Source organism: Okeania sp. SIO1H4 (assembly GCF_010672695.1).
In the GTDB taxonomy this organism is placed as follows: domain Bacteria; phylum Cyanobacteriota; class Cyanobacteriia; order Cyanobacteriales; family Microcoleaceae; genus Okeania; species Okeania hirsuta.
The window spans coordinates 268,147-285,934 of record NZ_JAAHGB010000012.1 but is presented as its reverse complement, the minus strand read 5'-3'; the positions used below and the strand labels follow the sequence as shown (position 1 = coordinate 285,934).

14 protein-coding genes are annotated in these 17,788 nt (G+C 39.0%); 12 read left to right on the top strand and 2 right to left on the bottom strand.

The window, feature by feature from the left end:
- Positions 1 to 385: 385 nt before the first annotated feature.
- Together F6K06_RS12080 and F6K06_RS12075 are read right to left on the bottom strand one after the other, a co-directional pair.
- Complete coding sequence (locus F6K06_RS12080; protein WP_240038898.1) at positions 386 to 682, bottom strand: hypothetical protein; 297 nt, start codon at positions 680 to 682, stop codon at positions 386 to 388.
- 117 nt (positions 683 to 799) lie between these two features.
- Entirely contained in the window at positions 800 to 994 is a 195-nt protein-coding gene (locus tag F6K06_RS12075; RefSeq protein ID WP_275670336.1) for a helix-turn-helix domain-containing protein, read from the bottom strand.
- Between the two features lie 519 nt (positions 995 to 1,513).
- Here F6K06_RS12075 and aroF point away from each other — a divergent pair.
- The 12 genes from aroF to F6K06_RS12015 all read left to right on the top strand — a co-directional run bounded on the left by aroF (position 1,514) and on the right by F6K06_RS12015 (position 17,679).
- A complete protein-coding gene (gene aroF / locus F6K06_RS12070) occupies positions 1,514 to 2,611 on the top strand; it encodes a 3-deoxy-7-phosphoheptulonate synthase (RefSeq protein WP_287241162.1) in 1,098 nt (365 codons plus the stop codon).
- Positions 2,612 to 2,717: 106 nt separating this feature from the next.
- On the top strand, positions 2,718 to 3,296 hold the full coding sequence (locus tag F6K06_RS12065) for a chorismate pyruvate-lyase family protein (protein ID WP_282433598.1): 579 nt from the start codon (positions 2,718 to 2,720) through the stop codon (positions 3,294 to 3,296).
- A gap of 145 nt (positions 3,297 to 3,441) precedes the next feature.
- Positions 3,442 to 4,980 carry a class I adenylate-forming enzyme family protein gene (locus F6K06_RS12060; protein ID WP_124154138.1) on the top strand — a complete coding sequence of 513 codons (1,539 nt, stop codon included), beginning with the start codon at positions 3,442 to 3,444 and terminating at the stop codon, positions 4,978 to 4,980.
- Between the two features lie 49 nt (positions 4,981 to 5,029).
- A complete protein-coding gene (locus F6K06_RS12055; protein WP_240039092.1) occupies positions 5,030 to 5,284 on the top strand; it encodes an acyl carrier protein in 255 nt (84 codons plus the stop codon).
- Positions 5,285 to 5,592: 308 nt separating this feature from the next.
- Positions 5,593 to 8,193, top strand: a complete 2,601-nt coding sequence (locus F6K06_RS12050; RefSeq protein ID WP_124154139.1) for a condensation domain-containing protein — start codon at positions 5,593 to 5,595, stop codon at positions 8,191 to 8,193.
- 20 nt (positions 8,194 to 8,213) lie between these two features.
- Positions 8,214 to 9,989: an NAD(P)/FAD-dependent oxidoreductase gene (locus F6K06_RS12045; RefSeq protein WP_287241157.1), complete on the top strand. Its 1,776-nt coding sequence runs from the start codon at positions 8,214 to 8,216 to the stop codon at positions 9,987 to 9,989.
- An 80-nt stretch (positions 9,990 to 10,069) separates the two neighbouring features.
- Entirely contained in the window at positions 10,070 to 11,272 is a 1,203-nt protein-coding gene (locus F6K06_RS12040) for a 4-hydroxybenzoate 3-monooxygenase (protein WP_124146324.1), read from the top strand.
- A 71-nt stretch (positions 11,273 to 11,343) separates the two neighbouring features.
- Positions 11,344 to 12,834 carry a cupin domain-containing protein gene (locus tag F6K06_RS12035; protein ID WP_124146325.1) on the top strand — a complete coding sequence of 497 codons (1,491 nt, stop codon included), beginning with the start codon at positions 11,344 to 11,346 and terminating at the stop codon, positions 12,832 to 12,834.
- A 219-nt stretch (positions 12,835 to 13,053) separates the two neighbouring features.
- Complete coding sequence (locus F6K06_RS12030) at positions 13,054 to 14,172, top strand: cupin domain-containing protein (RefSeq protein ID WP_124146326.1); 1,119 nt, start codon at positions 13,054 to 13,056, stop codon at positions 14,170 to 14,172.
- A gap of 112 nt (positions 14,173 to 14,284) precedes the next feature.
- Complete coding sequence (locus F6K06_RS12025) at positions 14,285 to 15,373, top strand: SGNH/GDSL hydrolase family protein (protein WP_153183450.1); 1,089 nt, start codon at positions 14,285 to 14,287, stop codon at positions 15,371 to 15,373.
- 155 nt (positions 15,374 to 15,528) lie between these two features.
- A complete protein-coding gene (locus tag F6K06_RS12020; protein ID WP_124146328.1) occupies positions 15,529 to 16,149 on the top strand; it encodes a glutathione S-transferase family protein in 621 nt (206 codons plus the stop codon).
- 504 nt (positions 16,150 to 16,653) lie between these two features.
- Positions 16,654 to 17,679 (top strand): sulfite exporter TauE/SafE family protein, encoded by a 1,026-nt coding sequence (locus F6K06_RS12015; protein WP_240041527.1) that lies wholly within the window; start codon positions 16,654 to 16,656, stop codon positions 17,677 to 17,679.
- Positions 17,680 to 17,788 lie beyond the last annotated feature (109 nt).

Here is a 17,788-nt window from a genome sequence, read left to right as displayed (position 1 = left end):
TCAATCAAAAATCTCAAATCATTCGTCGCTGTGCAACGCCTTGGAGGAGGGAAGGCAGAGGGTAGAAGGCAGAAGGCAGAATGCAGAAGGGAAAGAAAAGTTAAAAGGGAGAAGGTTTTTTTATAACTGATTATCCGGACATGATATAACCCCTCCTAGTAGCGCGTCAAGCTTGAAATAGTGTTTTAGGAAAATTCTCCAAACCTTAGTCATAGTAAGAATTATACTAAAAAATTGGCTTTGCATAAATGCGGGATGATTTTAATAGTTCTGTGGAATGGGTATCTTGCCCGTTCCTTATATTTTCGGACGGGCAGGATCCCACCCCACTTAATATTCATCCCCTAATTCAGCAACGCCTACTAAAAAATTTAATACATTATTTTCAGCTTGACGCGTCAGTAGTTTTTTGTGTTAATTTTGGAGTAAATTCATAGCTACAGCTAAGATACCAATCTGACGCCTGTCTACTAATAGTTATTTTTTGAGTTGTTGCCTCAATAGGTTCGTAAGTTTTGACAATACTAATAAAAGGTAATTTATGGTTCCATCCGTTTAATTCTATTAGCTTTCCACAATTATCAATTGTGTTTGCGTAGCATTCCGTTGGAAAACTATCATGTTTACCTTTTTTCTTAAACCTTGGATATTTACTCAATCCTTGTTTGCGTTTGCGTAGCATCCCGTAGGGAAGCATTCCGCAGGAAAAGAATCTTTTAAACGCTTCACCTAAACTGATGTTTGCGCAGCATTCCGTAGGAAAAGCGTATTGATAAACTTTAGATGATCAGCTTTTCATTCAGGGTTCAAGAGGTTTTGTCTGATTAGTAAAAACCTTTCTGAGTTTACGGGCATTAGGTTTATAACCATCCCTGTAAGCCGCATTCCACAAACTTAACCCCCAATTATAACACCATCTGCTATAACCCGCGTGTTGAGCCATCAGAGTTTTTTGCTTATTATTTAATTTGAGTTTGGTTCTGATGGATTTCATGTATGAGTGAACCCAGACTGTCTAATAGAGCCACTTTTTAACGTATTATATCGTTATTCTTTGATTAAGTCAATGCTCCCCCGATTTTTTTCACTCTCTGCATAACCTAACTTAGACCAGATATACGCATCTTTACAGTTACAGGAAACAACTTGATTCCTGAGATTAATACTAGGTGAAATGGCGTAAATTCCTTTTCAGCTTAGTAAATGCAGAAAACTTGGTACTTAATTATAGTTTCCCTAGTTTGAAGCCAACTTCTCAAAAATGCATAACCTAACTTAGACCAGATATACGCATCTTTACAGTTACAGGAAACAACTTGATTCCTGAGATTAATACTAGCTCAAATGACGTAAATTCGTTATTACAGTTTCTCTAGTTTTAAGCCATTTACAGATATAGAAATAGAACTGGTGGCAGGGACAGAAATAGAGATGTTAGTTTAACCCACATCTGCTATCTCAAACCTTTCTCCATCATTCTGTTCAGCAAACCCAATCTCAACGGAAATAAAGCATGATAATTGTCCTCAAAGCAGCCACTCCGACAGTCGAAATTGAACACATTAAAGACGAACTGTCCCAATACAAAGTCAGCGTCGAAAAAATCATCGGCAAACACCGAGTGGTTATTGGTTTAGTCGGTGAAACGGCTGAACTCGATCCCTTAAAAATTCAAGCTGTCAGTCCTTTTATTGAAAAAGTCTCACGAGTTGAACATCCCTTTAAACGCGCAAGTCGAGACTTCCGACATGGTGAACCCAGTGAAATTATTGTTGAGACACCGAACGGTTCTGTTACTTTTGGCGAACACAGTCCCATCGTTCAAACTGCCGGTCCTTGTTCGGTTGAAAATGAACAGATGATTGTCGAAACCGCCCAACAAGTTAAAGCAGCAGGTGCTCATTTCCTACGTGGTGGAGCTTACAAACCTCGGACTTCTCCTTATGCTTTTCAAGGACATGGTGAGAGTGGTTTGGAATTGCTAGCCATTGCACGTCAAGAAACTGGCTTGGGAATTATCACCGAGGTAATGGATGCATCCGACATCGAAAAGATAGCAGCTGTTGCAGATATTATCCAAGTTGGTGCTCGTAATATGCAGAACTTTTCTCTATTAAAAAAAGTTGGTGCTCAAGAGAAACCGGTTCTGCTGAAGCGGGGAATGTCAGCAACCATTGAGGAATGGTTAATGGCGGCTGAATATATTTTAGCAGCGGGAAATCCCAATGTTATTTTGTGTGAACGGGGAATTCGCACCCATGACCGCAAATATACCCGGAATACCCTCGATTTATCCGTGATTCCTGTCTTGCGGACACTGACTCACCTTCCCATTATGATTGACCCCAGTCACGGGACAGGTAAAGCCGAATACGTCCCGGCAATGGCAATGGCTTCAATTGCAGCAGGAGCTGATGCTCTGATGATAGAAGTTCATCCCAACCCTTCCCAAGCTCTGTCTGATGGTCCTCAATCCTTGACACCTCATCGCTATCAAGACCTGATGCAAGAAATGACAGTTATTGGTAAAACAGTGGGTCGTTGGCCAGAAAAGTTAGCCCTCGCCCCTTCATCCCCTCAAGCCACCAAAAAATTAAGTGCCATTGTTTAAATTTTGTTGTGAGTTGAAGGAAAAATTGAAGGCTAACTTAGATTGATTCAACTCACAATATCTGATCAAACATGTCTTTTTAGCCAATTCTAGAAAAATAATGCATATGAACGCTCAAACCCTAGTCTTAAGACCAATTTTTTCCCAACACTTTCCGCGAAAGCGGAATTACATCGAACCTGTATTACTCAGCCCATTTCAGCGAATATTACTCACAACAAACGGCACTGTTACAGATATGATTGAAGCTTACTCGGGGGAAGCAATCAAAATCAAAAAGCTGTTTGAAGACGAGATTCAACTTGAAGAAGACATCGTGCCGATGAACCTCAAAAAAGGCACAGAAGTTATCGCTCGCAAAGTGCTACTTCAAGGTAAGATGAGTGACCGCAACTATGTCTATGCGGATTCAATTTTAGTTCTCGACAGACTGAATGAAAAAATGCGAAACCAACTGTTACAGACCAAAACTCCCATTGGGAAACTCTGGATCGAGAACAAAGTGGAAATCTTCAAAGAAAATGTCGAACTTGGCAAAGAACATGCAGGGGATTTAGCAGATTATTTCCAGATTCAACCCAAAGACAATCTCCTGTATAGAAGCTACTGCGTCATCTCCAATCATCAGTACACCATGATGATTACAGAGAAGTTTCCGGAAAATAGTTTTAGGCGAAATTTCTAATAGACATCTCCAATAATAAAAAAGAAAATCAACTATCGTAAAGAAATTATCAATTCTTTCCCACTACTCCCTACTCCCTACTCCCTCTTTTGGAAGAGATGTCTAATAGCATCGGTTGTTCAAGTGGCACAATAGAGGTAAAATTATGATTATTAAACAGTTGAAAGAAGCGGCTCATTCCTTTCCCAAACATACAGCAATTGTCTATAATGAGTCCCGAATTAGTTATGAGCAACTTAACTTCAAAGTTCAAGGATTAAGTGAGGGATTAAGTTCTCTAGAAATCGGCAAAGGTGATTGTGTCGCTTTCGTTTTACCCAACTGTCCTGAGTTTGTTTATAGCTTCTATGCTGTTGCTCAGTTACAGGGAATTGTTCTGCCTCTCAATCATTTATTCAAAGCCGAAGAACTGAGTTATTGTCTCAGGGATAGCAAGGCAAAAGCAGTAATTACTGACCTCAAACGTGCCAAAATTTGTCAGGATATTATTGCAAATATTGACCGAAAAATTGAGTTGATTGTTGTGGATGGTGTTTATCCCGAAAGCCACTATATATACCATCTAATTCTGCCAGGAAAATTTCAACATCAAGACTATTCAGAAAAAGCTCTTTCTTCTGATCTTCTGTATCAATATTCATCCGGTTCAACGGGGAAACCAAAACGAATTGCACGCACCCAGGCGAGTCTTTGCCATGAGGTAAAAAACTTCGCAGAAACCACCCAAATTCAGCCCTCAGATAATATTCTTTGTGCAGTTCCGATGTATCATGCTCATGGGTTAGGAAATTGTCTCCTCGCAGCCACTTGTAATGGTGCAACCTTAGTTATTTTAGAACAGGTTTTGCAGAAGGATGGTACACCTGTTGAGGTTCCCTTTGTCTTCCGGTGCCCCCGAATTTTTGAACTGATTAAAACGGAGAAGATTACCATCTTTCCGGCAGTACCTTATATCTTCAATGCTTTAGCAGAAACTCGAACAAAAACCTTGGTGAACCTATCTAGTTTGAGATTATGCTTTTCAGCCGGAAACTTTTTATCCAAAGACATTTTTGATAAGTTTTGGCAGCGATTTAAGATTCCTATTCGACAGCTTTATGGCTGTACTGAGGCTGGATCTGTGGCAATTAATTTAGAGGAAGACATCAACAAAATTTATCACTCTGTTGGATTTCCGCTCAATAATGTTGAACTCAAAATTGTTAATGAAAGTGGAAATGAGCAACCCATGGGAATGAGTGGAGAAGTTGTGATCAAAAGTCGCTCTCTAACTCAAGGTTATATTAATCAGCCAGAACTGAATCAACAAGTCTTTAAGGAAGGATGTTTCTATACAGGTGATTTAGGGAAAAAAGATGAGTGGGGTCGAGTGTATATTACTGGTCGCAAGAAGCTGCTCATTGATACCGGAGGTCGCAAAGTTGACCCGATAGAAGTAGAAGATATTTTGATGAATCATCCTCACATTAAAGAAGCTGTTGTTGTTGGTGTAAAAGGATCTTATGCTGGCGAATTGGTTAAAGCTGTAATTGTCAAAAAAAGTCGAAAAAATTTTGACGACCAAGAGATTCTTTCATTTTGTAAGCAGCGTCTTGCGGAGTTTAAAGTTCCCAAAATCATTGAATTTCGCCCAGATATTCCCAAAAGTCCACTCGGAAAAATTCTGAGAAAGGAATTAGTTTAAACCGATATCATCACAGTCCAAATACTAATTTTTTAACGAGCATAATACCATGATTACAACTACAAGAATTCAAGAACAAGTTCAAGGGTTAGTTTTGGAAGTTCTACCCGATGTGACCTTAGAAGAGTTGCAAGACGATGTAGATATCTTCAACTTGGGTCTAGATTCAATTAACACGATGACTCTAATTTCTAACTTGCAAGAGACTTTTGAAATTGAGTTAGATGTGAGTGAGATTAGTTTTGAGAACTTTCAAAATATCTCAACAATTGTGGAGATGATTGAAGAAAAGAAAAGTTGTTAAATTTTAACAATCTATTTAGGGTTTCGGTGCGTTACGCTACCGCTAACACACCCTACCCATAGCTTGCAAGAGAATTTTGAAATTGAGTTAGATGTGAGTGAGATTAGTTTTGAGAACTTTCAAAATATCTCAACAATTGTGGAGATGATTGAAGAAAAGAAAAGTTGTTAAATTTTAACAATCTATTTAGGGTTTCGGTGCGTTACGCTACCGCTAACACACCCTACCCATAGCTTTCTTCCCTTCTGCCTCCTGCTTTCTGCCTTCCTTCCTCCAAAGTGTAATTATTCAACCAGACATGATATAATATGTCACTCGAAACATTAAACAAAAAACAACAGAAAACTTCTCCAGTTACCAATAATTCAACTCAATCAGTGGCTGCTAAAAAGGAGCTATGGGAAGCAATGAGAACGGTCATTAGCTTACAAAATCAAGCTCCACCCTTAGTCTCTGTTTCCCGAGAAAATCCACTTCCTCTCTCTTTTCCTCAAGAGCGGTTATGGTTTTTACAACAGTTGGAACCAAGTAAAGCTGCTGCTTATAATATGCCATTTGGGTTTCGCATTTCCGGTTCACTTAATCCATTAGCTTTAGAGCAAAGTCTGAATGAACTTATTCAACGTCACGAGGCTTTGCGAACGACTTTTACCTTAGTTGAAGGTCAACCAACTCAAGTCATTCACTCCTCTTTTTCCTTTCGTTTATCTGTAATTAATTTACAGAACTTCCCTCAAAAACAACGGGAAAATAAGGTAATGGAATTAGTGAAGGGAGATATTGAGCAACCGATTGAATTGACTCAACTGCCTCTGTTTCGAGGAACACTTTTTCAACTTGATGAACAGGATTATTTTCTGTTACTGAATGTTCACCATATTATCGTCGATGCTTGGTCAAAAGGAGTTTTATTTCAGGAGTTATCAACACTCTACGAAGCATTTTCTCTCGGTCAATCTTCACCACTACCAGAACTTCCAGTGCAGTATGCGGACTTTTCGGTTTGGCAACGTCAATGTATTCAAGGTGAGTTTAAAGAGACTTTGCTAAACTATTGGAAGCAACAACTTGGCGATAATTTACAAGCCTTAAAGCTGCCAACTGACTATCCTTATCCGACTAATCCTACCCATTCTAGTGCCTACAATAAACAGTTACTTTCTGTTGAACTCACGACTCAACTTAAAAGCTTCAGTCGAAAACAAGGAGCAACATTATTTGCAACGTTATTAGCTGCATTTAATGTGCTATTATATCGCTACTCTGACCAAGACGATTTTTTTGTATGTAGTCCAATTGCGAATCGGAGTCGGAAAGAAACAAAGGGATTAATCGGTTACTTTGCGAACTTACTGATTCTACGGACACAGTTGAACGTAAACCAAACGTTTCGGGAGTTTTTGAGTCAAGTTCGTCAGGTTGTTTCCGGAGGTTACGCTTATCAAGATTTACCCATTCAAGAAATTATTAACGCTCTAAATTTACTGCAAACTCCTCTATCTAAGGTGATGTTTGCACTGCAAAATACAACAATTCATACCTTAAACTTACCCGATTTAAATGTCGAAACCTTTAATCTTGATAGCGGAACAGCGGATTTTGACCTCTATCTCTATCTGATTCCAGAAGGTGATACTTTTGCTGCTATATTCAAATACAATGCTGATTTATTTGAGGAAGCAACCATTGCTAAAATGCAGGAGCATTATCGTACTATTCTGGAAAACATTTTAATCAATCCAGAGCAGTCTATCTTGGATTTACTCCCTTTGAGCGCAACTGAACAACAACAATTAGAGGAGAAACGAGCCAATCAATCTACATTAAAACCACCCAGTAATTATTCTAAACCTGCTTATCTTGCACCCCGCAATTCAACTGAACTCAAACTCGTTCAATTATGGAGTAAAGTATTAGGAATTGAATCCATTGGAATTCGAGATAACTTCTTTGATTTAGGTGGACAGTCCTTAATGGCGATGAGTTTGTTTACTCAAATTGAACAAACCTTTGGTAAAACGTTACCTTTGGCAACACTACTAAAATCTCCAACCATTGAACAACTAGCCGAAATTCTTGCTGAAAACGAATCTTCTCTCCCTTGGTCTTCATTAGTTCCACTTCAACCTCGTGGTTCTAAACCCCCTTTCTTCTGCATTCATGGACAACAAGGAAATGTATTGAATTTACGAGAATTAGCCAAATCTCTAGGTTCAGAACAACCGTTTTATGGATTGCAAGTTAAAGGGTTAGATGGCAAACAAATGCCTGACTTTACAATCGAAGCAATGGCGACTAATTATCTTCAAGAAATTCGCAGTGTTCAACCCCATGGTCCCTATTTTCTAGGGGGAAACTCTATGGGAGGTACGATTGCTTTTGAGATGGCACAACAACTTCAACAACAAGGAGAAAAGGTGGCATTACTGGTGATGTTTGACACTTTCAATAAAAGTGCTTTTCCTCGCCTTGTATTCCGAAACCAACACTACTTCAAATACTTATCCCAATTGGGACTATCCAAGTCACTATTTGAGGAACTCAAAGACGTTACTCAACGCCAACTGCAAGCAATCCTTTGCCAGCTTTATCTAGGTTTAGGAAAACCTCTACCTCATCATCTCAGTCGTGCGATCGTAGCTGAGGCGAATATGCAGGCAAAGTGGGTTTATTCACCACAAGTTTATTCCGGTAAAATTACCCTGTTTCGGGCTAAAAAATCTGCTAAATTCAACAAGTTTTATTTACCGAATCAAGCAGATTGGGAAACTCGTGATCCTGAACATGGTTGGAGTAATTTTTCTAGGGATAAATTAGAAATTTACGATGTACCGGGAGACCATTATTCAATTTTTGATCGACCAAATGTACAGGTCTTAGCTGAGATTTTAAAAGCTTGCTTAGGTTAGTCTCACTTTTCCTTGAATTAATGTTAACCGAAATAATGTTTACTCTCAATACAGCAGGAGATTTCACAATGAATACAATGACTTATGATGTAGCAATTTGCGGTGGTGGTTTAGCGGGTTCTACTTTAGCTAGACAGTTGAAGTTAACAATGCCCGATCTTTCTATTATTGTCCTAGATCGTTTGGCTCGACCTCTACCTGAAGGTGCTTTTAAAGTTGGAGAATCAACGGTTGAAGTGGGTTCCTATTATCTGGCTGAAACACTCCAATTTGGTGATGGTTATTTCAAACTGAATCATATGCCAAAGTTGGGACTGCGTTTCTTCTTAGGTGATGCTCAAGGTAAATTTGAAGAACGTCCTGAACTCGGACTATCTAAATTTCATTCTCCTTCCTCCTATCAAATTGACCGAGGTAAGTTTGAAAATGATCTGCGAAACTTAAACATCGAAGCAGGAATTGAATTTTTAGAAAATTGCAAGGTTCTTGATATGATCCTATCTGAAAATAATCAAGACTTCCATGAAATTGTTTACACTCAAGATGACACGAAGCAAAAGAATACCATTCAAGCTAAATGGGTTATTGATGCGATGGGTCGTCGTAGATTTTTGCAGAAAAAACTGGGTTTAGCTCAACGAAATAGTTCTAAACATAGTGCGGTTTGGTTCTGGGTCAATGAACGGGTTGATGTCAGTGATTTTGTTCCCAAAAGTAACCAAAACTGGCATGAGCGTGTCCCGGGAAATCAACGATATTATTCAACCAATCACTTGTGTGGAAAAGGCTACTGGATTTGGATGATTCCCCTCCCCAATAACTATACCAGTATTGGGATTGTCACTGATGAAACGGTTCATCCTTTCAAACAACATAACACTGAGGAAAAAACATTTAATTGGCTCCAAACCTATGAACCTACTTTAGCTAATCATCTTCAAGGGATTTCAACTCAAAAATTTATGAAGATGCCTCACTATAGCTATTCCTCTAAACAAATTTTTTCAAATAATCGTTGGGCTTGTGTTGGTGAAGCTGGAGTATTTCCCGATCCCTTCTATTCTCCTGGTACTGACCTAATTGGATTTGGAAATTCTCTCGTCACTCAGATGATTGAAGCGGATTTGCAAGATAAGTTGACTTCAGAAATAGTCGCGGAAGCCAATCGATTTTTACTCACCTATGCTGAAGGGGTAAAAGATAATATCCATAAGGTTTACTCCTGCTTTGATAAAGATTTGGTAATGGCAATTAAGGTGATTTGGGATACCCTATCTGGCTGGGCATTTAGTGCGCCTCTGATGTTTAATTCGATTTTCCTTGACTCTGAAAAACGGGCAAAAATTCGTCAAGGTTCAGGTCGATTTTTTCTGTTAGCTCACCGGATGCAAAAGTTGTTTATAGACTGGGCAGAACTCTCGCAAAATCGGGGAACTTATGAGTATCTTGATTACTTAGAAATGGATTTCATCAAGCAATTGCGATCGCGGAATTTACAATCCAATAAAACGGAACAGCAACTCATTGATGATCATATTGCTAGTTTGGAAATGTTTGAGGAACTTGCCCAGGTTATTTTTCGCATGGCACTTGAAGATACAATGCCTGAAAAATTAGCTGATTTTCCGGAGTCTGCCTGGTTAAATGCTTGGGCAATTAGCCTCAATGAACACCGATGGGAAAAGGATGGATTATTCCGCCCCAGAACTCAACCCCGTGACTTGCATCCAATGACTCAACAACTCCGAAAAAAGATTCACTTCCCTTCAGTTGTTAAGCAACCTGTTACGGTTTAAGGATTCATTTTCTATCATCAATGAGGTGAGTGAAATACCCACCTCTTTTCCAAAAGATTGACCAAAATTAGGAGTTTACGATGACAAAGACCACACAGTTAAAAACCTCAGTCTGTATTCTTGGTTGCGGTCCAGCTGGTATTGTTCTCGGCAATATTTTGCTCAGAAATGGAATCGATTGTATTGTGATTGATAAGTATAATCGTGAAGAAATTTATGCCAGAGGACGAGCCGGAGTGATTGAAAGTACAACAGTTCAAGTCCTTAAAAAAAATGACCTGGCGGATACCCTGCTGAAAAATGCTTATACTCACGGTTCTTGTGAGTTTCGCTATCCTGATAAAAGCCTAACTTTTGAATATGGAAGCTTAAGTGGAGGAGATGTTCATTATGTTTATCCTCAAAGTGATCTCAACGATGATTTGATTGAAAAATATATCAAGGATGGTGGTAAGTTACTTTTTCATCATGAAGGAAAAAAGATTGTTCAAAGTGATGACAAAGTCGAAGTTGAATGTTATGATTTAGATAGTCAAAAAACTGTAACGATTCAAGCGGATTTTGTAGCTGGATGTGATGGTTATCATGGGTTAGCTCGTCAATCTGTTCCCCCTGAAGCTGTAGAGATTTACAGCAAACAATACAACTATCGCTGGTTAGCAATTTTAGCCTACGCTCCCCCTTCAGCCCAGTATACTCTTTATGGTGTACATCCAGATGGTTTTGCAGCTCATATGCTTCGCAATAGCAAGATTTCTCGCTATTACCTTCAAATTCCCAGCACCGATACTTTAGAAGATTGGTCAGATGAGCACATCTGGGCTAATTTACACCAGCGGCTTGCTAAAGAAGGATGTCCGTTAAATGAAGGCGAAATCTTTCAAAAGCGTATTATGGAGCTGCGGAATTATGTGATGGAACCCATGGGTTATCAACGATTATTATTAGCAGGAGATGCAGCTCATATTATTACCCCAATGGGTGGAAAAGGCTTAAATTTAGCGGTGCAAGATGCGGGAGTTTTAGCAGAGACATTGATTAGCTACTATCTCGAAAACCACGATCTTTCTTATCTAAACCGCTACTCCGAAATTCGCTTGCCCTACATCTGGCGTGCTCAAGAATTCTCCTACAGCTTGTTAACAATGTTGCACTCACCGGAAGGAGAGGATTTAGAGGATGTACGTTTTCGACGTAAACTCAGTGAATCTAAGCTCTCTCAATTAACAACTTCATCAACATTTGCTAAGAATTTTGCCCGAAACTACGTTGGTATTGTATAATTTTCGAGATTCCTTGGGAGACCAGGGAATTTCAGACCATTACATTGTCAAAATTTTTAGCAGGTATACCCATGAATGCCAGTACTAAGTCTACCGCATTTTACGTCGCTAGTTCATTTCTATTAATTTTGGGAATCAGTTTTCCAGCAGAAGCTCACTTTGGTTTTGATTTCCATGAGCATGGACAACAGGATTCCTCAAATGTTTCTTCTTTTACCATTCCGACCAATGCTACTGAAGCTTCAAATACTCTTGAAATCACAGCAAATGGTGACACTCCAGTTGTATTACCTGATGTAGACCGTCCGGGCTTTTGGCTATTCAGTGACAACGCAGAGTTTGTTGAAATTGGTGACAATACTGATGGTCAGTTAGCACTTTTTGATTTCATTACCTTACCGGGTGGACCACTACCTCACTATCACACCCTTGAAGATGAGTTTGTCTACGTTCTTGAGGGAGAAATAACCTATCAACTTGAAGACCAACTCTTTACTGCGACACCTGGAACCTTCATTTCTAAACCGAAAGATGTTCTCCATGCTTTTGTTAATGCGGGTGAAGAACCTGCCCGTCACATAGAGTTTGTAATCCCGGCTGGAATTGATGGCCTATTTGAACTTTTGGGTCAACCGGGAACCTCTGATAATCCACCTTTTCCTCAACTTCCAACACCTGAATTATTAGAGGGTGGCTTCCAACTGTTGAGGGATTTTGGGGTAGTGGCACCTGACTCATTACTCATTACTCCCCCTCAATTTGGAATTACGCAAGAGGGTGATCCTGAACTTGTTGTAATTCGTCCGGGTGAAGCTGATGGAGAAGCGAGTGCGACACTGATTGTTAGTAATCCTGAAGATGACTCAACTGTTGCTGAAATTCCTGTTACCTTTGGGGATGGAGAACGAATTCAAAACTTAGAGATTACTGGTATTGAAGGTGCAGAAAATCAGAACTTTGAACTGACCTTAGTTGATCCGATTGATACCAGTATTGCACTCCTACAAAATAAAGCCCTTTTCACCTTGGGTGAGGATAATACTTACACCTTAATTGATGGGTATTCTCCGGATGATTTTCCTCTGTTACTCCCTGATCCGAATCCGAATTCTTTTTGGTTAGGTGGAAGTAATTATACACAGGTTGCTAACCTGAATCAAACGGAAGGACTGCTCTCATTATTTGATGTCTTTATTCCCGAACAAAACTCAGGGATTGAAGAATTATTAACAGCTCCAACCGATTTAGCACTCTACACGTTGGATGGAGAGCTAACTATTAATGTTGCCGATCAATCCTTTAGTGCCGATCCGGATACCTTTATTTACTTGCCAGAAGGAAGCAAGTACAGTTTTAGTAACTTTGAAACATTTTCCGCTCGCACTCTACTATTTACGACTGATAATCCCTCTAAATTAGAAGATTTTGTTATGACATTTGGTACTCCAGATGATCAAGACAATGTAAATATTCCTGAGCCTTCTTTGATTTCTGGTTTACTACTCATGGCTTGCAGTGCAGGCGCTCTGTTGAATAAAAATCGTAAATCAGTAAATCATTAGACATCTCCAGAAAAGAGGGAACTTAGATAGCCCAATTCAATTGTCATTGTTTGATACTTCTGAGTTGACTACTAGATGTAAAAAGTTTAATGGTGCACTTCGGGCGATCAATTAAGTTTGTTCTCAAATTTTAGGGGAAAGTAATTTATATGCTGGTTGCTTTCCTCCCAACACTAAAACACACTTTATAGTGTGGGTCTCCAGCAACTATTTTTATTAATGAATACAAAAACTAAGTCTACCGCATTTTACGTCGCTAGCTCATTTCTATTAGCTTTAGGAATCAGTTTCCCCGCACAAGCTCACGTTGGTTTACATTTCCATGAGCATGAACAACAGGATTCCTCAACAGAAACATCTAGCTCGACAGAAACATCTAGCCCGATTGATATCTATGATTTTTTGAATGGCCCCATTCCCACGGCTATCACTGATTATGTAGCCGGGTTAGATGATATCTCAGCGACATCTTTATTCTACCAAGATTTAGAAACTGCATGGGTTGCAGGTGGACGAATTTCCTTTGTTGAAACAGGCGAGACCACTAATGAACAATACACCCTATTAGATGTGGTTGTTGTCCCTGGTGGTGGTACTCCATTACACTTCCATGAAAATGAAGCTGAGTGGTTTTTCATGCTGGATGGTACTTTAGAGTTTCAATTAGAAGACCAAACAGCACTGACACCACCTGAAACGCTTATTTTTGGCCCCGAAAATGGCAAGCACGCCTTCCGAAATCAGACATCAGATTTGGCGAGGCTACTCATTTATTATGAACCTACAGGAGTTGAAGACTTTTTCCGGGAAGTCGGTCAGCCCGTAACAGATCCATTTAATCAACCTCCTGTAAATCCTGAAGAACTTTTGGAAGCCGCCCCAGCAAACGGGCTTATATTTCCTAGCTCACTAGAGTTTGCCGGTAATCAATTCTTCACTGAGGAAGGGTCTTCTGTCGCAACAGTAGATGTAATCCGCACTGGTGCTGTTGAGGATATTGTTGGTGGTAGCATTTTTCTAGGTACTGGAACTGAAATCCCAATTGAGTTTGGTATTGGCGAGAGTTTTCAAAGGGTAAATATTCCCCTACCTAATGACATTAACACCATTGACTTATTCTTAAAAAATCCTACGGGTGGAGCTTCTATTGGTCTGCTAGCAGACCAGGCTATTATTAGGACAAGATCAATCCCTGAGTCTTCTTTCCCTGTTGGTTTGTTAGCTTTTGGTACAATCGGTGCAGGTTTAATGCTCAAAAATCGCAAGTCAAATCAATGGAATGTAGAACGTAGTTTCATGTTTAATTCATCTAAAACAAAGTCTTCTAAAACTGTATAAACAGAAGTTTAGCGTCAGACTTTTTTAATCTCAGAAAATAAAAACTGGAGTGGAAAAAATCCTGCTCCAGGACTTAAATTGATAACTCAACTAGGACAAGGAGAAATTTTTGATGAGCATCACTATCGATCAAATCTTTGATGAAGATTTTTATCTTTCTCAATATCCAGAAGTGGCTGATGCGATCGCAAATGGTACTGCCAACAGTCCCCTCGATCATTACCTAACAGTTGGTCAATATCAGGGTGATCTTCCCGGCAAACTTTTTAGCGATGTTTATGTCTTTGGAGATAGTTTTTCTGATGATGGGAATTTGTTTGAACTGACTAACGGTATTTTTCCAGAATTTCCAAATTTTGAAGGACGTTTTACCAATGGGATAATTTGGATTGAAACTTTAATCCCTGAGTTGGGTTTAGAGATAAATCCTGAAAATAATGTCGCCTATGGAGGTGCAACGACAGGAACCGATAATGTTCTCAATCCGAGAACAGATGTTTTACCCGATAACCTACTGCCTTTACCCGGAATCCAAACACAAATTGATGATTTTGTCGCCGAAAATCCTGTTGCCGATCCCGATGCACTTTATATGGTTTGGGGAGGCGGTAATGATTATGTGGGTTTAAGTCTAACGGAAGTTGATACACCCATTACCAACTTATTAACAACAATTGATAAATTAGCCGATGCAGGGGCAAAAAATATTATGATACCTAATCTTTTTGATTTAGGTGCAATTCCCCTTGCTGTTAATGGTTCTCCTGAAGTTCAGCAAAGACTGGCACAAGTTACTCAAGATCATAATGCAGCGTTGCAAACAGCTTTAGAAGAAGTTGAACAAAATTCAGATATCAATATTATTCAGGTTGATATGTATTCAGCCCTGAATCAAGCTATAGAAAATCCAGCTAACTTTGGGTTTTCTAATGTCACAGAGGCTTTTTTAGATACGAATGCAACCAATCCTGATGAATTTGTATTCTGGAATCCGATTCATCCTACTGTCCGTTCTCATAATTTATTTGCAAATCAGGCTCAGAAATCTCTTTCTGAGGTTTCTGAAGTGCTGAGTATTGTCGAAGCAACTCAAGAATATCCCCGTCAATCTGTACCTGAACCTTCAATTTTTAATTCCGGATTGGTGATTGTATTGGCATTATTATTTTTGAGTAATAACTTATCAAAAAAAACAAGATAAATTATCCGGAATACTGACATTTTGCCCCCCTAGACCCCCAAATTTGGGGGGAATAAGAGTCAACTTGCTTCTAAAAGTCCCCCTAAATTGGGGGATTTAGGGGGCTTTCACATCAAGTTAACTGAAAATTTCACTGCTCAACCTAGGAGTCTTCAATGATTGAACTGTACACACACAATACCCCAAACGGTCACAAAATTTCTATTTGTTTGGAAGAACTTGAACTCCCTTACACTGTAAAGCATATAAATGTTTATGAGGGAGAACAATTCAAAGAAGAATTTGTTGCACTCAATCCTAATGCTAAAGTTCCAGTAATTGTAGATCAAGAAACTGGACAAACGGTATTTGAATCCTGTGCAATTTTACTCTATCTTGCAGATAAAACTGGACGGTTAGTATCACAATCAACTCAAGGTCGTTGGGAAGCAATTCAATGGTTGTTTTTCCAAGCGGCTTCTATTGGACCAATGTTCGGACAACGAGCGCACTTTGCCTTGTTTGCTCCTGAAAAAATCCCTTACGCAATTGAACGCTATACCAAAGAAACTGAAAGGCTGTATGGTGTCCTTGAACAACGTTTGAAGCAGCAAAAATATCTCTGCGGTGATGAATACTCTATTGTAGATATTGCCCATTGGGGTTGGGTTTATACTGCTAAACGTATGGGATTTGGCTTCGATCAGTTTTCCTGCTTAATCGCATGGCACGATCAAATTGCAGAACGTCCTGCGGTTCAGAAAGGAATTCAAGTTCCTGGACCTCTTCCTTTCTAAGTTCATCACAATAGATAGAGATGTCTGGTGCTATTTCAACAGAAATATTATGCATTATGTAATTTTATGATTCCAGACATCTCTGGAGATGTCTATTGAAAAACACTATTCATCAAATATCAACAACCCATCACTTTTTGAGGATAAACTGATTTGCAAAATTTTTACAACTGATAAAACTCAACTCACGAGTTGTTTTTTTTGACTGTTTTTTAAATCAGTAATAAAATATGAGGATTTTTAATCCCTGTTATATCATGTTCGGATGATTAGTTATAAAAACTTCTTCACTTCAAACTTTGCTCTCTTCCTTCTGCCTTCTGCCTTCTGCCCTCTGCCTTTCCTCTGCCAAAGTATAAGTATTTAACCTAGGATGATATTATATCAATTTGTTTACTAATAATCAACTTAAGGGATATTAATTATATTTGATCAAAGCCGCAATCAAAAAGCTGATAAAATTAGCTTTTTTATAAAAAAATAATCTTCAATAGTTTAAAGTTTATGTATTCATTATTTCAGTTGATTTTATCCCAACGTTCCATTCGTTATAGTCTATTGTGTGTACTCACAGTTTGGACAAGCTGGCTGATTATTCTTGAACCTAGTCGAGCTATTTATAACCTGATTGAACATTGGGAATTTGCCTTCACAATGGTCTTTGGTTCCATGGTTGCAGGAGCGACAAGTATGGGAGGAGGCGCAGTTGCTTTTCCAGCTTTAACAAAGTGGCTTCACGTCTCTCCCCCTGATGCAAAACTCTTTTCTTTAGCCATTCAAAGTATTGGCATGAGTGCCGCATCTTTTACGATTGTGGCTATGAAAACTCAAGTAGAATGGAAGTTAATTCGTTGGGTGAGTTTAGGGGGAATTCCAGGTATTTTTATGGGAACAGCTTTTCTGGCTCCTTTACTTCCTCCCGAAGTCATAAAAATTTCATTTACAATGATGATTGGCAGTTTTGCCCTCATTTTAATTCACTTAAATTTAACTAAGAATGAACGGAAATTTACTATTGAACACTGGGGTAAACGAGAAAAAATTTTATCTCTAGTCGTCGGATTAATGGGTGGTATGATTAGCGGTTTAGTCGGAAGTGGAATGGATGTTTTTGCCTACTCTGTAATGGTGTTACTATTTGGTTTGTGTGAGAAAGTTAGCACTCCTACTTCAGTGATTTTGATGGCAATTAATGCCGTCACAGGCTTTTTAATTCATAACTTTATCCTGGGGGATTTTGTTACTCCCGTCAGTAATTATTGGTTAGCGGCGGTTCCGGTTGTGGTAGTTGGTGCGCCAACAGGAGCAATTCTTTGTAGTCTGATGGAACGTCAAATGGTGGTTTGGATTTTGATTAGTTTAATTGGAATTGAATTGTTGACTTCTTTATTGTTGATTCCGCTCACAACATCCGTAGTTTCGGCTGGATTGTTTGCCCTGATTTTATTTACTTCATTTTATTATCTCATGTATCGCACAAAACTAAGATGCTCTTCTCAAGGGGTGACAAGCATTTCAAAACTATTGTGAGATAAAGGATCAACCCACATTCCGCACCACAAAATGTAGTATAGGAGAAGGAGTCAGGAGACAGGAGACAGAATTTTAGAAGAAAATCATAGCTGCCGTGAAGGCTAAA

What these genes read in the sequence shown, in the direction of transcription:
- F6K06_RS12080 (WP_240038898.1), bottom strand. Translation starts at nt 682, where the DNA reads ATGCTACGCAAACGCAAACAAGGATTGAGTAAATATCCAAGGTTTAAG.
- F6K06_RS12075 (WP_275670336.1), bottom strand. Translation starts at nt 994, where the DNA reads ATGAAATCCATCAGAACCAAACTCAAATTAAATAATAAGCAAAAAACT.
- aroF (WP_287241162.1), top strand. Translation starts at nt 1,514, where the DNA reads ATGATAATTGTCCTCAAAGCAGCCACTCCGACAGTCGAAATTGAACAC.
- F6K06_RS12065 (WP_282433598.1), top strand. Translation starts at nt 2,718, where the DNA reads ATGAACGCTCAAACCCTAGTCTTAAGACCAATTTTTTCCCAACACTTT.
- F6K06_RS12060 (WP_124154138.1), top strand. Translation starts at nt 3,442, where the DNA reads ATGATTATTAAACAGTTGAAAGAAGCGGCTCATTCCTTTCCCAAACAT.
- F6K06_RS12055 (WP_240039092.1), top strand. Translation starts at nt 5,030, where the DNA reads ATGATTACAACTACAAGAATTCAAGAACAAGTTCAAGGGTTAGTTTTG.
- F6K06_RS12050 (WP_124154139.1), top strand. Translation starts at nt 5,593, where the DNA reads ATGTCACTCGAAACATTAAACAAAAAACAACAGAAAACTTCTCCAGTT.
- F6K06_RS12045 (WP_287241157.1), top strand. Translation starts at nt 8,214, where the DNA reads ATGTTAACCGAAATAATGTTTACTCTCAATACAGCAGGAGATTTCACA.
- F6K06_RS12040 (WP_124146324.1), top strand. Translation starts at nt 10,070, where the DNA reads ATGACAAAGACCACACAGTTAAAAACCTCAGTCTGTATTCTTGGTTGC.
- F6K06_RS12035 (WP_124146325.1), top strand. Translation starts at nt 11,344, where the DNA reads ATGAATGCCAGTACTAAGTCTACCGCATTTTACGTCGCTAGTTCATTT.
- F6K06_RS12030 (WP_124146326.1), top strand. Translation starts at nt 13,054, where the DNA reads ATGAATACAAAAACTAAGTCTACCGCATTTTACGTCGCTAGCTCATTT.
- F6K06_RS12025 (WP_153183450.1), top strand. Translation starts at nt 14,285, where the DNA reads ATGAGCATCACTATCGATCAAATCTTTGATGAAGATTTTTATCTTTCT.
- F6K06_RS12020 (WP_124146328.1), top strand. Translation starts at nt 15,529, where the DNA reads ATGATTGAACTGTACACACACAATACCCCAAACGGTCACAAAATTTCT.
- F6K06_RS12015 (WP_240041527.1), top strand. Translation starts at nt 16,654, where the DNA reads ATGTATTCATTATTTCAGTTGATTTTATCCCAACGTTCCATTCGTTAT.